Origin of the sequence: Halorubrum ezzemoulense DSM 17463 (assembly GCF_002114285.1) — an archaeon.
Lineage (GTDB): Archaea > Halobacteriota > Halobacteria > Halobacteriales > Haloferacaceae > Halorubrum > Halorubrum ezzemoulense.
Genome location: NZ_NEDJ01000016.1, coordinates 24774 through 44113, shown reverse-complemented (window position 1 = coordinate 44113; position 19340 = coordinate 24774). Strand labels below are relative to the sequence as shown.

Below are 19340 nucleotides of genomic sequence, written 5' to 3'. Positions count from 1 at the left end.
AGAGTCACGATCAATCATGATAACGTTCATAGTTCCAGACCGCGTGAGGTGAGAGGTATGCCAGGCGGACACGCGCAGACCCTGCGACCGTTCATGTGGCGCGCCGAGCGACTGTACCCCGACACCGAGATCGTCTCGCGGACGCACGAGGGGCGGACGCGGCACACGTATGCCGAGTACGCCGACCGGACGGCCCGGCTCGCGAACGCCTTAGACGACCACGGGATCGAGCGCGGCGACCGCGTCGCGACGTTCTGTTGGAACCATACGCGGCACTTCGAGACGTACTTCGGCGTCCCGAACACGGGCGCGCAGCTCCACACGATCAACCCGCTGCTGCCCGACGAGCACATCCAGTACATCGTCGACGACGCCCAAGACGAGATCATCTTCGTCGACCCGTCGCTCGCCGAGAAGATCGCGGGCGCTGCGGAGGGGGCGGAAGAGTTCGACGGCGTCGACTTCGTCGCGATGGGCTCGGAGGGCATCGACGCGCTCAACGCGCCCGCCTACGAGGAGTTCATCGCGGACCACTCGACCGAGTACGACTGGCCGGACCTCGACGGCGACCAGCCCGCCGGCCTCTGTTACACCTCCGGTACGACGGGGAAGCCGAAGGGCGTCGAGTACACCCACTCGATGCTATGGAGCCACACGATGGCCTCCCAGACCCCGCAGGGGATCCCGATGGAGGACTCTGACGTGGTGATGCCCGTCGTTCCCATGTTCCACGTCAACGCGTGGGGGATGCCGTTCACCGCCGCCGCCGCGGGCGCGAAGCACGTCTACCCCGGTCCATCGCCGGACCCCGCGGACCTCGCGGCGCTGATCGAAGAGGAGGGCGTGACCATCTCCGCGGGCGTGCCGACGGTGTGGCTCGGCCTCCGCGAGTACATCGAGGGGGGTAACGAGGTAGACCTCTCGACGCTCGACACCGTGATCATCGGCGGCGCGGCCGCGCCGAAGGCACTGGTCGAGTGGTACGACGAGCGCGACGTGGAGGTGCTCCACGCGTGGGGGATGACGGAGCTGTCGCCGATCGGCACCGTCTCGCATCTCAAAGATGACCTTCGCGACGCCGAGTACGAGACGCAGGTGAACAAGCGCTCGAAGCAGGGGCTCGTCGCTCCCGGCCTGGAGTTCGAGGTCATCGACGAGGACGGCGAGGAGATCCCGTGGGACGGCGAGGCGTTCGGTGAGCTCCGGATCCGCGGCCCGTGGGTCACGCAGGAGTACTTCAAGCGCCCCGAGGCGAACGAGGAGGAGTTCGTCGACGGCTGGCTGAAGACCGGCGACGTGGTCACCGTCGACGCGGACGGCTACATGCAGCTCGTCGACCGGACGAAGGACGTGATCAAGTCCGGCGGCGAGTGGATCTCCAGCGTCGAGCTGGAGAACGCGATCATGGCCTACGACGGCGTCAGCGAGGCGGCCGTCGTCGGCGTGCCCCACGAGCGCTGGCAGGAGCGCCCCGTGGCGTTCATCGTCGTGGCCGAGGGCGTCGACCGCGACGAGCTCGTCGAGCGGATCGAGACCGGGCTCCGCGAGGAGTACCCCAAGTGGTGGGTCCCGGACGCGGTGGAGTTCATCGACGAGGTTCCCAAGACCGCCACCGGGAAGTTCTCGAAGAAGGACCTCCGGGAGCAGTACGGCGACCAGTCGCTCGTCGAGGGGGCCGTCCCGGAAGACGACGCGCCCGAGCAGGAGTAGTCGAGCCGAGCGGGTAGCCGGTCGCTCGGCGGGCTTTCAGTCGTCGCGGTCGCCGACGACCCACTTGTGCGAGTAGCTCTCGCCGCAGGTACAGTGAGCGTACGCGTGGACCACGTCGCCCTCGGCGTAGAGGCCGCCGACCTCCTCGTTTTGCGCCGCGGCGAACGCGAAGATGAACTGGATGTCGTGGTCGGCTTCGGGAGCCTCGCTCGCGTCGTCCGCGTCCGGGCCGTCCGCGAACGGACACGCGCCGTCGTCGAGCGAGCGCGCGATCTCGCCCTCCGCGGCCATCGCCGTCTTCGCGAACTCCATCGCGCCCATGCCCGTGCCGGCCTGGAACGCCGACCGCCCGGTCTCGCCGTCGAGGATCAGCCGCACGCCGCCGGCGGTCTCGGTGCCGACCTCGCGCAGCCGGGAGTCGTCGTCGAGGTACGCGTCGCTCAGGTAGAAGACCACGTCGTCGAGCCGCTCGCCCGCGAGGAACTCGTCGAGGTTGCTCATGCCGCCCGGAGGCGCGTGAGCGGTAAAAGGTGTGCGTGTCGCCTCGAGCGGAACCGGCTCCGGTCGCGGGCGATCGCGGAGCGGCGATCCGCCGAGCATATAATAGATCGTGTGGAATCCTCGTGTTCAGATAAGCTGATTCCATGCGAAAGCGAACGATCTCAGCCACTCGTCAGCAGTTTCTGCTTCGGCGTTGCTGAAACAGTTTGAGAAACAGGTAGTTCGGCGTTTTATCTCGCGAAAGACACGTTCGACGCTGTTCCGATTTCCATGTCGTTCGTATCTGAAATCGAGGTCATGTTTGCGACAGGCTCGCTGAAGTGAAGCTGATCCATCTACGAGAACTGTTGCGTCATCAATGTCGTGTTTGTCACGGAGATCAGCGAAAAACCGATCTGCGAGAGCGTTGTTTGTCGTCGGTTCAAGCTGTGTATGAAGCAGATCGTTCGTTTCCGGATCGACGGCAGCGTACAGCCAATATTGTTCATCATCAAGCCGAATCACAGTCTCATCGACCGCAACGTGATTCGGGTTCCGCCCAGATTCCGGCTGTAGATCTGCTTTGTGAACCCAGTTGTGAACGGTGGATCGAACTCTTTCAACACCAAATACCTCAAGAAACGAGACAATATTCGAAAGCGATAGTCCTGCTAAATGAAGCTGAATACTGAGCTTCATCAACAGCTTCGGTGTTGCCTCTCGCTCCACAAAGTCTAAGTTGATCTTGTCTAAACAGCCGCTGAGGCGGTCGTTTTCGGGCATAAATCACTTTGAAAACGCGCTGCCTCACTTTTCAATCCTTATCTGAACACCGCCTGTGGAATCGGGGTAACTGTTAATACGCACCACGGAGATCCGTCGCGTAATGAGCACGCAGAACAGATCCGACGACCGGCTCGCGGAGTGGGCGCAGCTGGTCGACGAGGACGTTCCGGAGGAGCTCCGAGAGGAACGTTCCGTCGACGGATAACTTTCACCCCGCTTCGCGAAGGCTTTAGGCCGACGGCGGCGAAGCACCGCCGATGGCGACCGAGGCCGCCGGGATCGACAGACCCCTGCTCGTCGACGACTTCCTCCAGCGGCGCCGCTACCAGCTCCAGTTGGCGGACGCCGCCGCCGACAAACACACGCTGGTCTGTCTCCCGACCGGCCTCGGCAAGACGACGGTCAGCCTGCTCGTCACCGTCGAGCGCCTCCACGAGGCGGGCGGGAAGGCGCTCTTCTTGGCCCCCACGAAGCCCCTCGTCCAGCAGCACGCGGACTTCTACCGCGAGGCGCTTGAGATTCCGGACGACGAGATCGTCGTGTTCACCGGCGACGTGAAGCCCGACGACCGCGCCGCGCTCTGGGACGACGCGCGCATCGCGATCGCGACGCCGCAGGTCGTCGAGAACGACCTCGTCGGTAACCGGATCTCGCTGCGCGACGTGACCCACCTCACCTTCGACGAGTGCCACCGCGCGACCGGCGACTACGCGTACGTCTACATCGCGGAGCGGTACCACGCCGACGCAGCCGACCCCCTCGTCACCGGGATGTCGGCCTCGCCGGGCGGCGACACCGAGGAGATCGAGACGGTCTGCGAGAACCTCGGGCTCGTCAACGTCGAGGTGATGACCGAGGAGGACGCCGACGTCGACGAGTACACTCACGACACCGATGTCGGGTGGGAGCAAGTCACCTTGCCGGACGAGGTGCTCGCGATCCGGGACGCGCTCAACGAGGTGATCACGGACCGGCTGGAGAAGCTGAAACAGCTCGGCGTGACGAACACGACGAACCCCGACCTCTCGCAGAAGGACCTCAACAAGATGCGGGGGCAGCTGAAACAGATGATGGACAACGACCAGTCGGAGGGGTACAAGGGGATGTCCACCCACGCCGAGGTGATGAAGCTCCGGCGCGCGACCGAGCTTGTCGAGACGCAGTCCGTCGAGTCCGTGCGTCGCTACTTCGAGCGCCAGCGCGAGGCCGCCCGGTCGTCGGGCGCGTCGAAGGCCAGCCAGCGCATGGTCGCGGACCCCAAAGTGAGAGAAGCGATGCGGAAGGCGGAGTCGTTCGACGGGCTCCACCCGAAGTTCTCGAAGGCCCGCATCCTGCTGGCGGAGACGCTCGGGATCAACGAGGGCGAGCGCGCCATCCTGTTCACCGAGTCCCGCGACACCGCCGAGGCGCTCGTGGAGTTCCTCTCCGCCAGCTTCGACGTGCGCAAGTTCGTCGGACAGGGCGACAAGGACGGCTCCGACGGGATGAGCCAGAAACAGCAACAAGAGACGCTCGACGAATTCAAGACGGGCAAGTTCGAGGTGCTCGTCTCCACCTCGGTCGCGGAGGAGGGCCTCGACGTGCCCGAGGTCGACCTCGTCTGCTTCTACGAGCCCGTCCCCACTGCGATCCGCTCGATCCAGCGCAAGGGGCGGACGGGCCGGCAGGCCGAGGGAAAGGTCGTCGTCCTGATGGCCGAGGACACCCGCGACGAGGCGTTCTTCTGGATCTCACGGCGCCGAGAAAAGAAGATGGCCAGCCAGCTCGCCGAGCTGAAGGAGGCCACCGACGACATCGAGGAGTCAGTCGGCGACGAGGGACAGGCCGGCCTCGACGCGTTCGCCGGCGGGTCCGCGAGCGAGGGCGACTCTGGCGAAGGCGGCTCGGGCGATGACCAGGGTGAGGCTGAGGGCGAAGTCGATGGTGACGATGAAGGCGAGATCGGCGGTGACGACGAGGGCGACGCCGGTCTCACCGACTTCGCTGCGGAAGCGCGGGAGGGAGAAGACGACGTGGACGACGTGGAGGCCGAGGCTGGCGGAGAGACGGAGGTCGAGGGAGAGACGGACGCAGGCGACGACGGCGTCGTCGCCACCGCCGGCGTCGACGAGGGCGTCGAGGTTGTCGTCGACCAGCGCGAGCTCGACTCCTCGATCGCGAAGGACCTCTCGACGCGCGACGGCCTCGTCACCCGGCTGGAGACGCTCGCGGTCGGCGACTACGTCCTCTCGGACCGCGTCGCGGTCGAGCGCAAGTCGGCGGCCGACTTCGTCGACTCGATGCTCGATTCCGACCGGTCGATGTTCGAGCAGGTGGGCGAGCTCTCGCGGGCGTACGCTCGCCCCGTCATGGTCGTCGAAGGGACGAACCTCTACGGCCAGCGCGATATCGACCCGAACGCGATCCGCGGCGCGCTCGCGTCGCTCGCAGTCGACTTCGACGTGAGCGTCCTCCGCACCGAGGGCGAGGAGGACACCACCGAGCTGCTCGCGACGATCGCCAAGCGGGAGCAGGAGACGCGCGACCGCGAGGTGAGCGTCCACGGCGAGAAGACGACGAAGACCCGCGCGGAACAGCAGGAGTACGTCGTCTCCTCGATCGCCGACATCGGGCCCGTGACGGCGCGGACGCTGCTGGAACACTTCGGCACCGTCGAGGCCGTGATGACCGCGCCCGAAGACGACTTACTGGACGTCGACGGCGTCGGCCCGGTGACCGCGGAGCGCATCCGCGAGGTCGTCGGGACCGAGTACGAGTGAGGCCGGACCGGCCGCGGAGTTAGTCGAACCCGCTCACCAGCGTCACCACCCACTGCCCGAGGTCGTACTCCGACCGGACCTCCACGCGCGTCACCCATTTCACCCACTGGAAACCCCGGCGGTCGGGCGCGACCAGTCGGGCGGGCGCGCCGTGGCCGTGGCTCAGCCGCTCTCCGCCCACGTGCGTCGCGAGCAGCGCGTCCTCGGCCTCGTCGAGGGGGAGACTCCAGCGGTAGCCGGTGACGGACGTGAACCGGACGTAGGCCGCGTCGTCGTCGATATCTCCGGCCGCGTCGAGCAGGTCGCCGACGCGGATCCCGCCCCACTCCTGGACCGTGTACCAGCCGCTCGTACAGTCGAGCAGCGCCTCCGTCTCGTGGCCCGCCGCCAGCTCGTCGGCGGTCAGTTCGACGGCGTCGCTCACGAGGCCGTCGACCGCCAGCCGGTACGCGTCGCGGTCGATCGGGTCGGGGTCGTCGGCGACCCACGAGGTGATCGGGAAGGCGCCGTTTCCGTCGCCCTCGCGGGGCTGCGAGCCGGTGAACCGCCGGTCTGCCCCGGCCGTGTCGAGCGCGTCGTTGATCCCCTGCTGGAGGCGGTAGGTCGTGCCGCCGGCCGCGAGCAGCGCGAAGTAGCGGACCGCGGTCCGCCGCCGCTCGAAGTCGACGCGCCGAGGCGGGCGGAACCGGGTGGCGGCGTGCGCGGCCACGAGCGGGACGAGCGCGAGCCCGAACCCGACGTGAACGGACAGCAGGGTCCAGTAGGAGAGACGCACGTCGAGGCCGAACACCCACGCGACGCCGGTCGCGAGCGCGCCGACCGCGGCGACGAGCGTCAGGACGGAGAGCGCGGTCGACCGCCGCCACAGGGTCGGGTCAGTGAGCCGACGCCGGACGCGGGCGAGCTTCCACCCGAGCAGCGCGACGATGCCGACGCCGAGCGCGCGGTGGAGCCAGAACAGCGGCCACCCTTCCGGGACGCCGACGGTGAAGGAGACCAGCCCGGTGGCCGCCTCGGCGACGACGAACGCGAACAGCGACCAGTCGACCGCGCGCGGCGGCGGCTCCAAGCGGTCGAGCGCGGTTCGGAGTCGGTCCGTCGCGGCCATCTACGCGTGCTACGTGCTAGCGAGACAAAAGGATACAGCCCGCGGAGAATCGCCGTGCTCGCTACAGCTCGTACACCTCGCCGTCGACCGCGAGCGGCTCCTCGAACGCCTCGTCGGCGGGGTAGTAGTGGGCGAGGTGGACGAGCCGCGTCCGGTCGGGGTCGAGCTCGTCCGCGAGCGCGAGCGCCCCCTCCCGGGTCATGTGCTTCGTGCCGAACGTGCGGGCGACGCCGTCCGGCCCCTCGTGTCGGCCGCCGATCGGGTGGTGTTCACAGAGCGAGGCGGGAACGATGGCGTCGGCGAGGAGGAGGTCCGCGCCGGCGAGCGCCTCGCGGGAGCGTTCGGGAACGTCGTAGCTGGTGTCGCCCGTGAGCGAGAGTTTCGCGCCGGTCACCGGATCCTCGATCACGACGCCGTAACAAACGAGCGGCGGGTGGTCGACCGGGACGAACCGGACCTCGAACCCGCAGGTCTCGAACGGCTCGAACGGCTCGCGGGCGTGGACGCCAATCCGGTCCTCGAGGTAGTCGTACTTGTCGCGGATCGTCTCGGCGACGCTCTGATCCGTCGCGGGGTCGGTCTCGTTCGGCGCGTGGACCGGGAGCCCGTCGACGAGCCGGTAGACGTTGCCGAGCCCGTCGAGGTGGTCGAAGTGGATGTGCGTCACGAGCCCGGCGTCAGGGAGGGGGACGTCGGCCGCGAGGAACTGCTGTCTGAAGTCGGGACTGAAGTCGACGAGCAGCGACTCGCCGGTGCGCTCGTTGGCGATGTGGACGGAGAAGCGCGACCGCGACACCCCGCGCTCGCGGGCCCGTTCGCAGGTGTCGCAGTCGCAGCCGACGGTCGGCGTCCCCGTCGTGTCGCCCGTCCCGAGGAGGGTGACCCGCATGGGACGCTCTCGGCGGGCCACGGCCTTAGCGTCCGCGGTCGGGGCGCGGCAGAAGTCGGGGCGGGAGCGACCGCACGGCGGCCGAACCGCACGGCGGCCGAAGCGCACGGCGACCGAACCGCACGGCGGCCGAAGCGCACGGCGACCGAACCCCCGAGGTATAACCCCGATCCGCCCCGATCCGGACCATACACACCAGCCGAGAACTGACGCTCGCGCGGCTCCCCTCGGGCGTGCCGATCCGGACGACCGTCCACGCGTACGGCGAGGGCGAACTCGTCGACGGCGACGACGGCCCCGAACTCGACGCGCCCGAGGACGCGCCCGTGGTGTACACGCAAGCGGCCCAACACGGCCGGGAGGTGAACGGGACCGCGGTGCTCCGGCGGCTCCACGACCGGCTCGTCGGCGACGGCGCCGAGGGCGCGTCCGGAGCCGAAACCGGGGACGGAGCCGAGCCCACGGCCGCCGGTCTCACCGGCACGCTCGTGACGGTCCCCGTCGCCGACCCGCTCACCTTCGACCGGGTCTCGTACACGACGCCGGAGTCGCTCGACTCGCGCCAGCCGAACATGAACCGATGCTGGCCCGGCGACCCGGAGGGGTCGCTCCACGACCGGATGGCCGCCCGGCTCTGGGCGTTCGCGGGCGAGGCGGACGCGATCGTCGACCTCCACACCGGGTCGCCGTCGATGGCGACCCACGCGGTGTACATGCGCGGCGACGACGCCTGCCGCGGGCTCGCGGAGGCGTTCGGCACCGACCTGCTGCTCGCGGAGGCGGCCGGAGACGACGCGGACACGGAGTGGGACGAGCGCGGGTTCGCCGGGAAGCTCCGGGTCGCGGCCACCCGCGAGGGGATCCCGACGATCACGCCCGAGCTCGCCCACAGCCGGGAGGTCGTCCCGGCGGCGGTCGAGACCGGCGTGGCCGGGATGATCGGCGCGCTGCGACACGAGGGGCTGCTCGACGGCGAGCCCGAGCCGTGGGACGGCGTCGTCGCGCGCAACCACCTCGGGCGGGTGACCGCCGGCGACTCCGGGCTGTTCGTCCCCGAGCCAGACCTCGCCGTCGGGGACCGGGTGACCGAGGGCGACCGCGTCGGCGAGGTGTTCGACCCGACGACGTTCGAGACGCATCAGGTCGCGCGCGCCGACCGCGACGGGATCGCGTACTCGGTCGCCCGCGAGGCAACGGTCACCGCGGGCGCGACGCTCGTCGGCGTCGCGGAGCGGATCGACGTGGAGTGAGAGAGCGGAAACCGACTGCGGCGCGAGGCTACGGCCGCCGGACGCGGATCTGCCCGTCGGCGGCGACCGTGACGAACAGCCGGTTGCGGACCTCGCGGCCGTGGACCGCGTCTCCCGCGCGGTCGCCGATCGCCTTCATCAGCTCCGGGGCGGTCTGGTTCACCTTGACGCCCGCCTCGTCGCAGGCGTCGTACACCCGCTTCGGCGCGTCGTAGAGGTCGGTTCCCGCCTCGATCTCGACGCGGACCGGCGAGGACAGCGCCTCCGCGAACGCGACCGTCTCGCGGGCGCGCTCGACGTTGTCGCGGGCGCTGGCCTCGACGCTGGAGACGTTCGCGCGAGAGGTGCCGAGTCGGCCGGCGATGTCCGACTGTCGGAGCCCGCGCTCGCGGAGCGCTAACACCTCCGCCTGCCGGCGCGTGAGCACGCTCTCGTCGGCGTCGAACCCAGCCCCCTCCAGGATCGAGTCGGCGTCGACATCGACCGGCTCCGGCTGCTCGTCGTCTGCCACCATGTGGTCATCGACGGGCCGGTCGCTCAAAAAACGGCGGTTTCAGGCGACGGGCGTCGCGGGAGTCGGGCGGCGGAGAATCGCGCGACGGATCGACGGCGTCCGGACTGTCCGTGGGGCGGGGCTCCCCCGAGACGCCGTCACTTGCCCCAGAAGTTCTCGCGGCTGCCGAGCCGTTCGCGGTCCGGGCGGTCGCGGCGACTGCGACCCTCGTCGTCCTCGCTCTCCTCCTCGTCATTCCCCTCGGCGTCCGCGTCGTCGTCGGACGCCTCGGCGTCCGGGTCGTCGGGGAGGCGCTCGACGACTTCCTGCGCCGTCGCGTGGCTGGACTTCACGCGGTGGATCTTGACCTCGGCGCGCGCCGGGGGGAGGAGCCCGTCGACGAGGACGATGAACCCGTCGTCGGTGCGGCCGACGCCAGCACCGCTCTCGTGGATGTCGTCGACCTCGACGACGACCGCCTCGCCGGGCTGGACCGGCTGCTGTTTCAGCTCGTAGATCGGCATGTCGTAGTGGTTACACCACTCCGCGCCGCCTTTGTTGCCGTAGTGTTGACACCCCATCCCCTGGATCCGTTCGTCGAAGCTGGGGCAGTCGTCGGCGAGTGGACAGTCCGCCATACCGTAGGGGAGACCGGCCGCTGTTGTAAACGTTTTCGACTCTCAGACCGAAGTTCGCGAAAAACGTCGCCTCACGCGGGCGAGCGGCGGCTGTTTTGGTGGGGTCCGACGACCCAGAGCGGCGGCGGCAGCGACGCTTAGCGGCGCGGGCGGCGGCCTCAGAGAAACTCGCGGACCTCGGAGTACCACATGTCGTGGTGGTCGACGGCGTCGAGCGCGTCCGCGACGTCGACCGCGATGGCGTGCCAGCAGCGCTCGTCGGGGTCGTCGGCGTCGAGGTTGTACGTCGCGTCCGCGCAGGTACACTCCCCGTCTTCGACCACGTACTCGTCCTCGTGGCCGACGACGACGGTGAAATCGCGGTACCGCTTCACGCGCCCCTCGCCGACGGCCTCGATCGCGCGCTGGCCGCGGTCGCCGTGGGCCTCGACGAGGGCCGCGGCGATCGGGCCGGTCAGCTCGCCGGCCTCGGCGATCGCCGACCGCCAGTCGTCGACCGGTTCCATACCCCCTCGTTCTCGGGCGTTCGGTTAAACAGCGTCGGTCAGATCGGCCCGACCGACGTCGCGGTCCCCCGCTCCGACTCGGGTGCGGCCCTACGCGGCCGCGTCGAACTCGAACCGCGCGCCGCCGTCGCTCCCCTCCGTCACGGCGACCGTCCAGCCGTGCGCCTCCGCGATGTCGGCCACGATCGAGAGCCCGAAGCCGGTCCCTCCGTCGCTGGACGTGACGCCGTGACGGAGCACCTCGTCGCGTCGATCCGGCGGGATCCCGCTCCCGTCGTCCTCCACGTAGAAGCCCCCGTCACCGTCCAGCCGCCCGACGGTCACCGAGACGGTCGACCCGCCGTGTTCGACCGCGTTCCGAAAGAGGTTCTCGAAGAGCTGCGTCAGGCGCCCCGGATCGCCGGTGACCGTCGGGACGGCGTCCGCGACCGCGAGCGCCGCCTCGTCCGTGTCGACGTACCCCCACGCCTCCATCGTCACGGTCCCGAGGTCCACAGTCTCGGCGTCCTCGACCGCGGCCTCGCCGCGAGCCAGCGCGCGCAGGTCCTCGATGAGCCGCTCGGTCCGGTCGTGCGCCGACTGTACCCGGTCGAAGTGGTCCGGGTCGCCCGTCTCCGCCGCGATTTCGAGGAACCCCTGCGCGACGGTGATCGGGTTCCTGAGGTCGTGGGCGACGACGCTCGCGAACTCGTCGCGCCGCTCGTTCTGTCGCTGGAGCTCCGCCTCACGGCTCGCCCGCGCGAAGGCCGCCTCGACGGTCGCGCCGAGGATCCGGAACAGGTCGACGTCGGTCTCGGAGAACTCGCGGGGCGACGTCGACCCGGTGATCATGACGCCGTACTCGCCCAGCGGGACGATGACCACGCTCTGGATCGGCGTGTCGGGGTCGTATCGGCGGTCCGCGTCGTCGAGGTCGTCGTACACCCGCGTCTCCCCCGACTCGAACGCGTCCCACGCGAGCCCCTCGCCGCGGTCTAACCGAGGCGCCGCTCCGAACAGGTCCGTCGTCGCCGGCGTTTCGCTGATCGGGACGAGCGCGTCCGCCCGCTCGTCGTGCTCCCACGCCGCGGTGATGTCGAGGCCGAGGACGTCGGCCGCGGCGCCGACGGCGACGGAGCCGATCCCCCCGGCGGACTCGGCGCTGCTGAGCCGCTGAGCGGTCTCCTGGAGCGCCCGGAGCCGGCCCTCCAGCTGCTTCTGGTCGGAGATGTCCTCGACGACGGCGAGCGTGCCCGTGACCTCGGCGTCGGGATCCGTTATCGGGGCGATAGACAGGAGGAGATCCAGCTCCGCCCCGGCCCTCGTCTCTAGCCGTACCTCCTCGGCGCGGACCCGCTCGCCGCGGAGCGCCCGCCGCCGGTGCGCGGCGAACTCGTCCCACCGCTCCGCCGAGACGAGCGGGTTCTCCTCGCCGCGCACCTCCTCGTGGGACCAGCCGAACATGGTCTCGGCCTCCTCGTTCCAGCGGACGACGCTCCCGTCGGCGTCGACTTCCATGACGGTGAGCGGGGTCGCCTCGATGAGCGACTCCAGTCGCTGGTTCGTCGCCTCGAGCTCCCGCTCCCGTTCGACCCGCTCGGTCACGTTCCGGGCGATACCCACGAGCCGGACCGTCTCGCCGTCGACGATCACCGGTGCGAGGCTAGTCTCCCAAAAGCGGCCGTCGGCGACGGTCTCGAGCTCCTCGCTGTACGATATCGGCTCGCCCTCGGCGACGCAGCGGGCGTAGTTGGCCGCGAGTTCGGCCCCCTGCTCCTCCCCGAACACCGCCCGCGGCGTCTCACCCCGGACGTCCGCGGTCGTGAGCCCGGTCTGTGACTCGTAGCCGGGGCTGAGTCGGGCGAACTCGAACGACGGCTCGTCGCCGGCGGCGTCGACGTCAAGCAGGAATATCGCGTCGCCGGACGTCTCCAGCAGCGCCGCGTACTCCTCCGCGAGTGCCTGGTGTTCGCGCCGCTTCGCCTCCCGCTCCGTCACGTCTTGGAACACGCCGCGAAGCGCCGCGTCGCCCCGCCGCGCGTCCTCGACGTACTCCCCCCACGCTCGGACGTCGCGCACCTCGCCGTCCGCCCGCTCGATCCGGAGGTCGAGGTCGTACCGCTCCCCGTCCTCGACCGCGGCCTCGACCGCGTCGGTGATCGTCGCGCGGTCGTCCGGGTGGTAGAACTCGACCGCGTTGTCGATCGACGGCTCGTACCCCGCGTCGACGCCGTGGATCCGGCGCGTCCCGTCCGACCACGTGAGCTCCTCTCGCGACGGGAAGTACTCCCAGACGCCGATGTCCGCGATGTCCTGGACGCGGTCGAAGAGGAACTCCTGTCGCTCCAGTTCGGCGCGGTCTCGCGCCCGGGAGAGCTCGGCGCTCACGAGCTCGGCCAACAGCTCGACGAACGTCCGTTCGAGCGCCCCGAACGGGGCAACCCGCGTCGTCGGGCTCGAGAAGTTGACCGTCCCGTAGCGGGCGCCGTCGACGACGAGCGGCACGCCGATGTACGACTCGAGTTCGAGGTCGCGGTACGCGGGATGCGTCTCCTTCCCGTCGCTGACCGCGTCGGCGAACGAGCAGACGGAGTCGGTCTCGACCACTTCCGCGCAGTACGTCGTTTCGAGGTCGAACCGATCGCCGGCCTCGAGGTCGGCGTCCGGCGCGTGAACCGCTTCGACCGTGTAGTCGTCGTCGCGGATCCGCGAGACGATGCCGATCTCGAGCCCGAGCGTCCGGCAGCCGACACGGAGGAGGTCCCGGAGGCGAGCCGTGGCCGAGATGTCGGTTTTCCCCATGACGGTCTGGAGCTCTCGGAGCGCGTCTCGCTCCCGTTCCAGCTGGCGTTTCGCCTCGCTCTGTTCGGTCACGTCGCGGGCGACGACGAGCACCTGGTTGGTCGATCGGCGCTGGAACGGCGTCAGCCGAATGTCGAACGTCCGCTGGCCGCCTCCGACGGCGACGTCCATCTGGAGGTCTGCGTCGTAGAACCCGGAGGTCCCGCCGTCGCTCTCTATCTCGTCGAGCGTCAGGTCGACGGTCTCGGAGAACGCGCGAGCGTCCGACTCGCCGACGCGGTCGCCGACGAGGTCGGAGAGCCGCTCCCCCGTGAGGTCCGCCGACCGATCGTCCGACAGCAGTCGGCCCGCGGCCGCGTTCGCGAAGACGACGGACCGGTCCTCGTCGACGACCGTCACCGCGTCGTGGACGTTCTCCAGTACCGCTTCGCTGCGCTCCAGCTCCAGTTCGCGTTCCCGGTCGTCAGTGATCTCCCGCGAGAAGACGGTGAGCCCGTCCTCGTCCGGGAACGCCCGCACCTCGACCCAGTAGTCGAACGGCTCGCCGAGCCGCTGCTCGAACGACGCCGGTTCCCCGGTGGCCATCGCCGTGCGATACCGCTCTTCGAGCTCCGTCCCCACTATCGACGGGAACGCCTCCCAGATCGTGTTCCCGACGATGCGCTCCGGGTCGCGGTCGACCCGCTCGGCCATCGTGTCGTTCATGTACTCCACCCGCCAGTCGTCGTCGACCGCGTAGATCGCGTCGGTGGCGCGTTCGAGCGTCCGCTGGAAGCGGTCCGACAACCGCTCGGCGGCCGCCTGCTTGCGCGCCGCGTCGACGAGCGTCCGGATCCGCCCGGCGAGCAGTTCGAAGCTGTCCTGGGTCCCGTGGATCGGGATGTAGTCCGACACGCCGGCCTGGGTCGCCTCGCTGGCGATCCGTTCGCTGCCCCTCCCGGTGAAGAGGACCGTCGGCAGGTCGGGGCGCTCGGTCCCGACTCGCGAGACGAGGTCGATCCCGGTCCCCTCCGGCAGCGAGTACGAGGTGACGAGGCAGTCGGCGGAGCCCTCGATCGCCCGATCGAGGGCGGCCCGCGCGTCGCCGACGGTCGTCACCGTGACTCGCGGGGCGATCCGTTCGAGTTTCGCCCGGGCGAGTTCGGCGAAGTCGGCGTCGCCGTTCACGTACAGCACGTGAATCCGCTCCGGGTGTTCGTCGCTCGGGTGTTCCATTACGGACTCTCGGCGACGCGGTCGTATCAATCATTCCCGCCGATTATTTCCAGTGATAGAGCCACCGCGAGTGCCGTGAGAGACGGGTTCGTCACCGCGGCAACGCGCGAAGCGACTCGCGGGGACGGGAGTCCGACTACTCCAACACGATCAGCACGTCGCCCATGTCGACGCTGTCGCCCTCCGCGACGTGGACCCCCGCGACGGTGCCGCCGCGCTCGGCGACCACGTCGTTCTCCATCTTCATCGCCTCGAGGACGCAGACCACGTCGCCGGCGGCGACCTCGTCGCCCTCCGCGACGTCGACCGAGAGGATCGTTCCCTGCATCTCCGCGTCGATCGCCTCGCCGCCCTCCGCGACGTCGACGTCGCCCTCGTCGCCGCCGTCGTCGGATTTCGCTTGCGGCGGGCGTTGCTGGCCGCTCCCACCGCCCTCCGGGACCGGGATCGCGGGCGCGCCGCGCTCCTCTAACTCGACGTCGAAGCGCTTGCCGTTCACCTCGACGGTGAATTCGCGTTCGGTCACCTCCTCGTCGTCGTCCGCGGCGCCGACCGTCTCGGAGCCCCAGCGCTCCTGCGCCTCGGCGACCAGCTCCCGGTCGAGCTCCTCGTCGAGGTACTTCGTCGTGTGCGTCCCGTCGACGAAGCGCTCGTCGTCGAGCATGAGCCGGTGGAACGGGACGATGGTGACGACGCCGTCGATGTCGTACTCCGCGAGCGCGCGCTTCGAGCGGGCAAGACAGGTCTCGCGGTCGCCGGCTCGTACGATCAGCTTCGCGATCATCGAGTCGTAGTCCGTGACAAGCTCGTCGCCCTGCCGGAGCGCGTCGTCGACGCGGACGCCGATCCCGCCCGGCGGGTCGTACGTGTCCAGCGACCCCTCGTTGGCGGGCTGGAAGTCGTCCGCGGCGTTCTCGGCGTTGATCCGGAACTCGATCGCGTGGCCCTCCAGCTCGACGTCGTCCTGCGAGACGGAGAGCCCCTCGCCGCTGGCGACCCGGAGCTGCTCTTTGACGATGTCGATCCCGGTCAGCTCCTCGGTGACGGTGTGTTCGACCTGAATCCGAGTGTTGACCTCGAGGAAGTAGAATGGGGTGTCGGGCCCGAGCGGCTCCGACGGGTCGCGGTCGGGGTCCTCCTCGACGAGGAACTCGACGGTGCCGGCGTTGGTGTAGTCGGCGGCGGCGACGCCCCGGCGGGCGGCCTCGCCGATCTTCTCGCGCAGCTCGTCGGAGAGCGCGGGGGAGGGCCCCTCCTCGATCACCTTCTGGTGGCGGCGCTGGAGCGAGCAGTCGCGCTCGCCGAGGTGGACCACGTCGGACGTGTCGGCGGGGCCCTCGCCGTCGTCGCCCTCGTCGGCGACGATCTGGACCTCGACGTGGCGGGGGGTCTGGAGGTAGCGTTCGAGGTACACCGAGTCGTTCGAGAAGTACGCCTCGCCCTCGCGTTTGGCGGATTCGAGCGCCTCCTCGGCCTCGTCGGCGCTCTCGACGACCTTCATCCCGCGGCCGCCGCCGCCGCCCTCCGCTTTGATCGCGACGGGGTAGCCGTACTCGTCGCCGAACGCCGTGACGGCCTCCACGTCGGTGACCGGCTCCGTCGTCCCGGGGACGATCGGCACGTCCGCGTCGTCCATCACGCGGCGCGCGTGCGTCTTCTCGCCGAGCCGCTCCATCGCGTCGCTCGCGGGACCGATCCACGTGATCCCGTCGGCGGCCTCGACGCGGGCGGCGAACTCGGCGTTCTCCGCGAGGAAGCCGTAGCCGGGGTGGATCGCGTCGGCGCCGGCGGACCGCGCCGCGTCGACGACCGCCTCGCCGTCGAGGTACGAGTCGGCCGCGCGGGCGGGCCCGACGTTGTACGCCTCGTCCGCGTACCGGACGTGGCCGCCGTGCTTGTCGGCGTCGCTGTAGACGGCGACGGTGTCGACGCCGAGCTCTTCACAGGCGCGCATCACGCGGACCGCGATCTCGCCGCGGTTCGCCACGAGAACCTTATCGAACATTCCTGTCGGTTCTTCCACGAACTGCTACCAAACTCTGTCGGTCCGTGCCGAGACGGTTAAGGGGGCGGCGGGCGCCACGGTGAGGTATGCTCGACGCCGGGAACCCGTACATGCTGCCGTCGGTCCTCGTCGGCGCCGCCGTCTACCTCGGACTCACGGTAGCGACCGACGCGTCGCTGTTGGTCCGAGTCGGCGCCCTCCTCGCCTTCGTGGTCGTCGTTCCGATGGTCCTCAACCGGCTGTTCGGCGACCGGGGTGGGCCGTCGACCTCCGGCGGCGACGAGCTCGGAGAGGAGTGACCGACCGCGAGAGAGACTACCACAGGTATATATGTCAGTGGACGGATCTACGAACGCGCCCTGAGTCAGGGCCGGGTTGACGGCGCGACGGGTCGACGGCGCGCCGTCGGGGGAATGTACGCGGCCGGACGCCACCGCGTCCGGCGACGCTATTCGACGTGTCGAGTGTCCGACCAGCGACGGCGCGAGCGACCGTCTGAACTCGACCGTCACAGAGCGAAGCGAAGTGGGTCGGGCGAGAAGTCGGGGTCGGTCGCCTCCGCCGAGAGGGTCAGAACCGGTCGCTCCGACCGGCCGCGGTCCACGGGTCCGTCGGCGCGTCGACGGGGACGCGCACCCGGCGGCGGTGGAGCCGGTCGATCCGGGCGGCGAAGCCCCAGCGGTCCTCGTCGCGGTCGTCGTCCGCGTCGCTCGCGGCGGCCGCCGCGGCGAGTTCGCCGTCCCGGAGGTGCGCAGCGACCGCGGCGGCGATCGCGGCCGCCTCGTCGTCGCGGGCGTCGTCGGGGATCGAGAGGCCGGCGAGCGCGGGCGCCGGATCCGTGGTCGGAGCCTCGTCGGCCGCACCCTCGCCCGCCGACCCCTCGCGGCCCGGTTCGTGGTCGGTCGCCATCAGATCGGGATGTTGCCGTGCTTCTTCGCGGGCTGGTCCGAGCGCTTCCCCTTCAGCATTTTCAGGTCCTCGATCAGGCGGGCGCGCGTCTCGGTCGGTTCGATCACGTCGTCGACGAAGCCGCGGTCGGCGGCGGTGTAGGGGTTCGCGAACTCCTCGCGGTACTCGTCGATGGGCTCCTGTCTGCGCGCGTCGGGGTCGTCCGCCTCGGCCAGCTCCTCGCGGTAGAGGACGTTGACCGCGCCTTTCGGTCCCATCACCGCGATCTCCGCGGTGGGCCACGCGTAGTTGACGTCCCCGCCGATGTGCTTCGACGACATCACGCAGTAGGCGCCGCCGTACGCCTTCCGGGTGATGACGGTGAGCAGCGGGACGGTCGCCTCGGAGAAGGCGTACAGCAGCTTCGCGCCGTGGCGGATGATCCCGTTGTGCTCCTGATCCGTGCCGGGCATGAACCCGGGCACGTCCTCGAAGGTGACGATGGGGATGTTGAACGCGTCGCAGAAGCGGACGAACCGCGCGCCCTTCTGGCTCGACTCGATGTCGAGGGTGCCGGCGTTCACGCGGGGGTTGTTCGCGACGACGCCGACGGAGTGGCCGTCGAGCCGGGCGAAGCCGACCACGATGTTCTTCGCGAAGTTCTCCTGAACCTCGAAGAAGGAGCCCTCGTCGGTGACGCTCTCGATCACGTCTTTCATGTCGTACGGCTTCCGGGGGGCGTCGGGGACGATCTCGGCGAGCGCGTCGTCCGCGCGCTCCGGGTCGTCCCACGGCTCGACGCGCGGCGGGTCCTCCACGTTGTTCGCCGGGAGGTACGACAGCAGCCGCGCGATGTTGTCCAGCGCCTCCTCCTCGCTCTCCTCGGCGAAGTGCGCCACGCCGGATGTCGACGAGTGGGTCACTGCGCCGCCCAGCTCCTCGAAGCTCACCTCCTCGCCGGTGACCGTCTCGATGACGTCCGGCCCGGTGATGAACATGTGCGACGTGTCTTTCACCATGAAGGTGAAGTCCGTGATCGCCGGGGAGTACACCGCGCCGCCGGCGCACGGCCCCATGATCGCCGATATCTGGGGGATCACGCCCGAGGCCGCCGTGTTGCGCCGGAAGATCTCGGCGAAGCCGCCGAGCGAGGCGACCCCCTCCTGAATGCGGGCGCCCGCGGAGTCGTTGAGGCCGACGACCGGCGCGCCCACGTCCATCGCCTTGTCCATCACCTTACACACCTTCTCGGCGAACACCTCGCCGAGGGACCCGCCGAAGACGGTGAAGTCGTGCGCGAAGACGAATGTCTTCCGGCCGTTCACCTCGCCGTAGCCGGTCACCACGCCGTCGCCCGGGATCTGCTTCTCCTCCATCCCGAAGGTGTGGTTGCGGTGGGTGCGGAACCGGTCGAACTCGTGGAACGTGCCGTCGTCGAGGAAGTAGTCGATCCGCTCGCGAGCGGTCATCTTCCCCTTGTCGTGTTGCGACTGGATCCGGTCTTCGCCGCCGCCCTTGGCCGCCCGCTCGCGGCGCTCCCGGAGGTCGTCGATGCGGTCGTCCATCGTCACGGCGGACCACCCTGCGTCATTACTTCGTGGGTCGAAGAGCGCCGTCAAAAGGGTTCCCCTATCCGACGTTTTGGCGTTCGACGCCCGTCGAATCCGAGTCCTGCGGCCCGGCGAAGCGGGCGCGACCGCGTGACCGCCGGCGAGCGGCCCTGCCTCCGGTTCACACGGCGACCGGCGGTTCGACGCTTTTAAACCTCCGATGAACCACTCTCCGATGAGACAGGCTTCGCCTGTTTCACTGACCCGTAGGAGCGACCTGCG

At 69.5% G+C, this 19340-nt stretch carries 15 protein-coding genes; 4 read left to right on the top strand and 11 right to left on the bottom strand.

From position 1 onward, the window contains the following. The first annotated feature begins 57 nt into the window (after positions 1-57). Positions 58-1710: a long-chain fatty acid--CoA ligase gene (locus B9H04_RS06665; protein WP_085682562.1), complete on the top strand. Its 1653-nt coding sequence runs from the start codon at positions 58-60 to the stop codon at positions 1708-1710. A gap of 36 nt (positions 1711-1746) precedes the next feature. On the opposite strand, the gene B9H04_RS06660 is transcribed toward B9H04_RS06665, so the two are convergent. Both B9H04_RS06660 and B9H04_RS06655 read right to left on the bottom strand, forming a co-directional pair. After that, the gene (locus B9H04_RS06660) at positions 1747-2211 is read right to left on the bottom strand and encodes a DUF5807 family protein (protein WP_085682561.1); all 465 of its coding nucleotides are present in this window, start codon (positions 2209-2211) and stop codon (positions 1747-1749) included. 126 nt (positions 2212-2337) lie between these two features. Next, complete coding sequence (locus tag B9H04_RS06655; protein ID WP_080508603.1) at positions 2338-2973, bottom strand: IS6 family transposase; 636 nt, start codon at positions 2971-2973, stop codon at positions 2338-2340. 260 nt (positions 2974-3233) lie between these two features. On the opposite strand from B9H04_RS06655, the gene B9H04_RS06650 reads away from it, so the two are divergent. Then, positions 3234-5735, top strand: a complete 2502-nt coding sequence (locus B9H04_RS06650; protein WP_049932671.1) for a DEAD/DEAH box helicase — start codon at positions 3234-3236, stop codon at positions 5733-5735. Between the two features lie 19 nt (positions 5736-5754). Here the strand turns inward: B9H04_RS06650 and B9H04_RS06645 are convergent, their stop codons facing one another. Further along, on the bottom strand, positions 5755-6843 hold the full coding sequence (locus B9H04_RS06645; RefSeq protein WP_049932673.1) for a molybdopterin-dependent oxidoreductase: 1089 nt from the start codon (positions 6841-6843) through the stop codon (positions 5755-5757). A gap of 61 nt (positions 6844-6904) precedes the next feature. Further along, positions 6905-7732 (bottom strand): MBL fold metallo-hydrolase, encoded by an 828-nt coding sequence (locus B9H04_RS06640; protein WP_049932674.1) that lies wholly within the window; start codon positions 7730-7732, stop codon positions 6905-6907. A gap of 188 nt (positions 7733-7920) precedes the next feature. On the opposite strand from B9H04_RS06640, the gene B9H04_RS06635 reads away from it, so the two are divergent. Then, the gene (locus B9H04_RS06635) at positions 7921-8982 is read left to right on the top strand and encodes a succinylglutamate desuccinylase/aspartoacylase family protein (protein WP_049932675.1); all 1062 of its coding nucleotides are present in this window, start codon (positions 7921-7923) and stop codon (positions 8980-8982) included. 28 nt (positions 8983-9010) lie between these two features. Here B9H04_RS06635 and B9H04_RS06630 read toward each other — a convergent pair whose 3' ends face one another. The 5 genes from B9H04_RS06630 to B9H04_RS06610 form a co-directional block, all read right to left on the bottom strand. Further along, a complete protein-coding gene (locus tag B9H04_RS06630; RefSeq protein WP_049932678.1) occupies positions 9011-9496 on the bottom strand; it encodes a Tfx family DNA-binding protein in 486 nt (161 codons plus the stop codon). Between the two features lie 137 nt (positions 9497-9633). Further along, a complete protein-coding gene (locus B9H04_RS06625) occupies positions 9634-10113 on the bottom strand; it encodes a TRAM domain-containing protein (RefSeq protein ID WP_085682560.1) in 480 nt (159 codons plus the stop codon). Between the two features lie 158 nt (positions 10114-10271). Beyond that, positions 10272-10619 carry a hypothetical protein gene (locus tag B9H04_RS06620; RefSeq protein ID WP_049932681.1) on the bottom strand — a complete coding sequence of 116 codons (348 nt, stop codon included), beginning with the start codon at positions 10617-10619 and terminating at the stop codon, positions 10272-10274. A gap of 90 nt (positions 10620-10709) precedes the next feature. Next, positions 10710-14615: a PAS domain-containing protein gene (locus tag B9H04_RS06615; RefSeq protein WP_085682559.1), complete on the bottom strand. Its 3906-nt coding sequence runs from the start codon at positions 14613-14615 to the stop codon at positions 10710-10712. A 136-nt stretch (positions 14616-14751) separates the two neighbouring features. Beyond that, positions 14752-16620 (bottom strand): ATP-binding protein, encoded by a 1869-nt coding sequence (locus tag B9H04_RS06610; RefSeq protein WP_049932684.1) that lies wholly within the window; start codon positions 16618-16620, stop codon positions 14752-14754. 86 nt (positions 16621-16706) lie between these two features. Between B9H04_RS06610 and B9H04_RS06605 the strand changes: the two genes are divergently transcribed. Then, positions 16707-16919 carry a hypothetical protein gene (locus tag B9H04_RS06605; protein ID WP_049932686.1) on the top strand — a complete coding sequence of 71 codons (213 nt, stop codon included), beginning with the start codon at positions 16707-16709 and terminating at the stop codon, positions 16917-16919. 271 nt (positions 16920-17190) lie between these two features. On the opposite strand, the gene B9H04_RS06600 is transcribed toward B9H04_RS06605, so the two are convergent. Further along, a complete protein-coding gene (locus tag B9H04_RS06600) occupies positions 17191-17529 on the bottom strand; it encodes a hypothetical protein (protein WP_049932688.1) in 339 nt (112 codons plus the stop codon). Next, positions 17529-19073 (bottom strand): acyl-CoA carboxylase subunit beta, encoded by a 1545-nt coding sequence (locus B9H04_RS06595; RefSeq protein ID WP_085682558.1) that lies wholly within the window; start codon positions 19071-19073, stop codon positions 17529-17531. Before B9H04_RS06595 ends, B9H04_RS06600 begins: the two co-directional genes overlap by 1 nt. Positions 19074-19340: the final 267 nt, after the last annotated feature.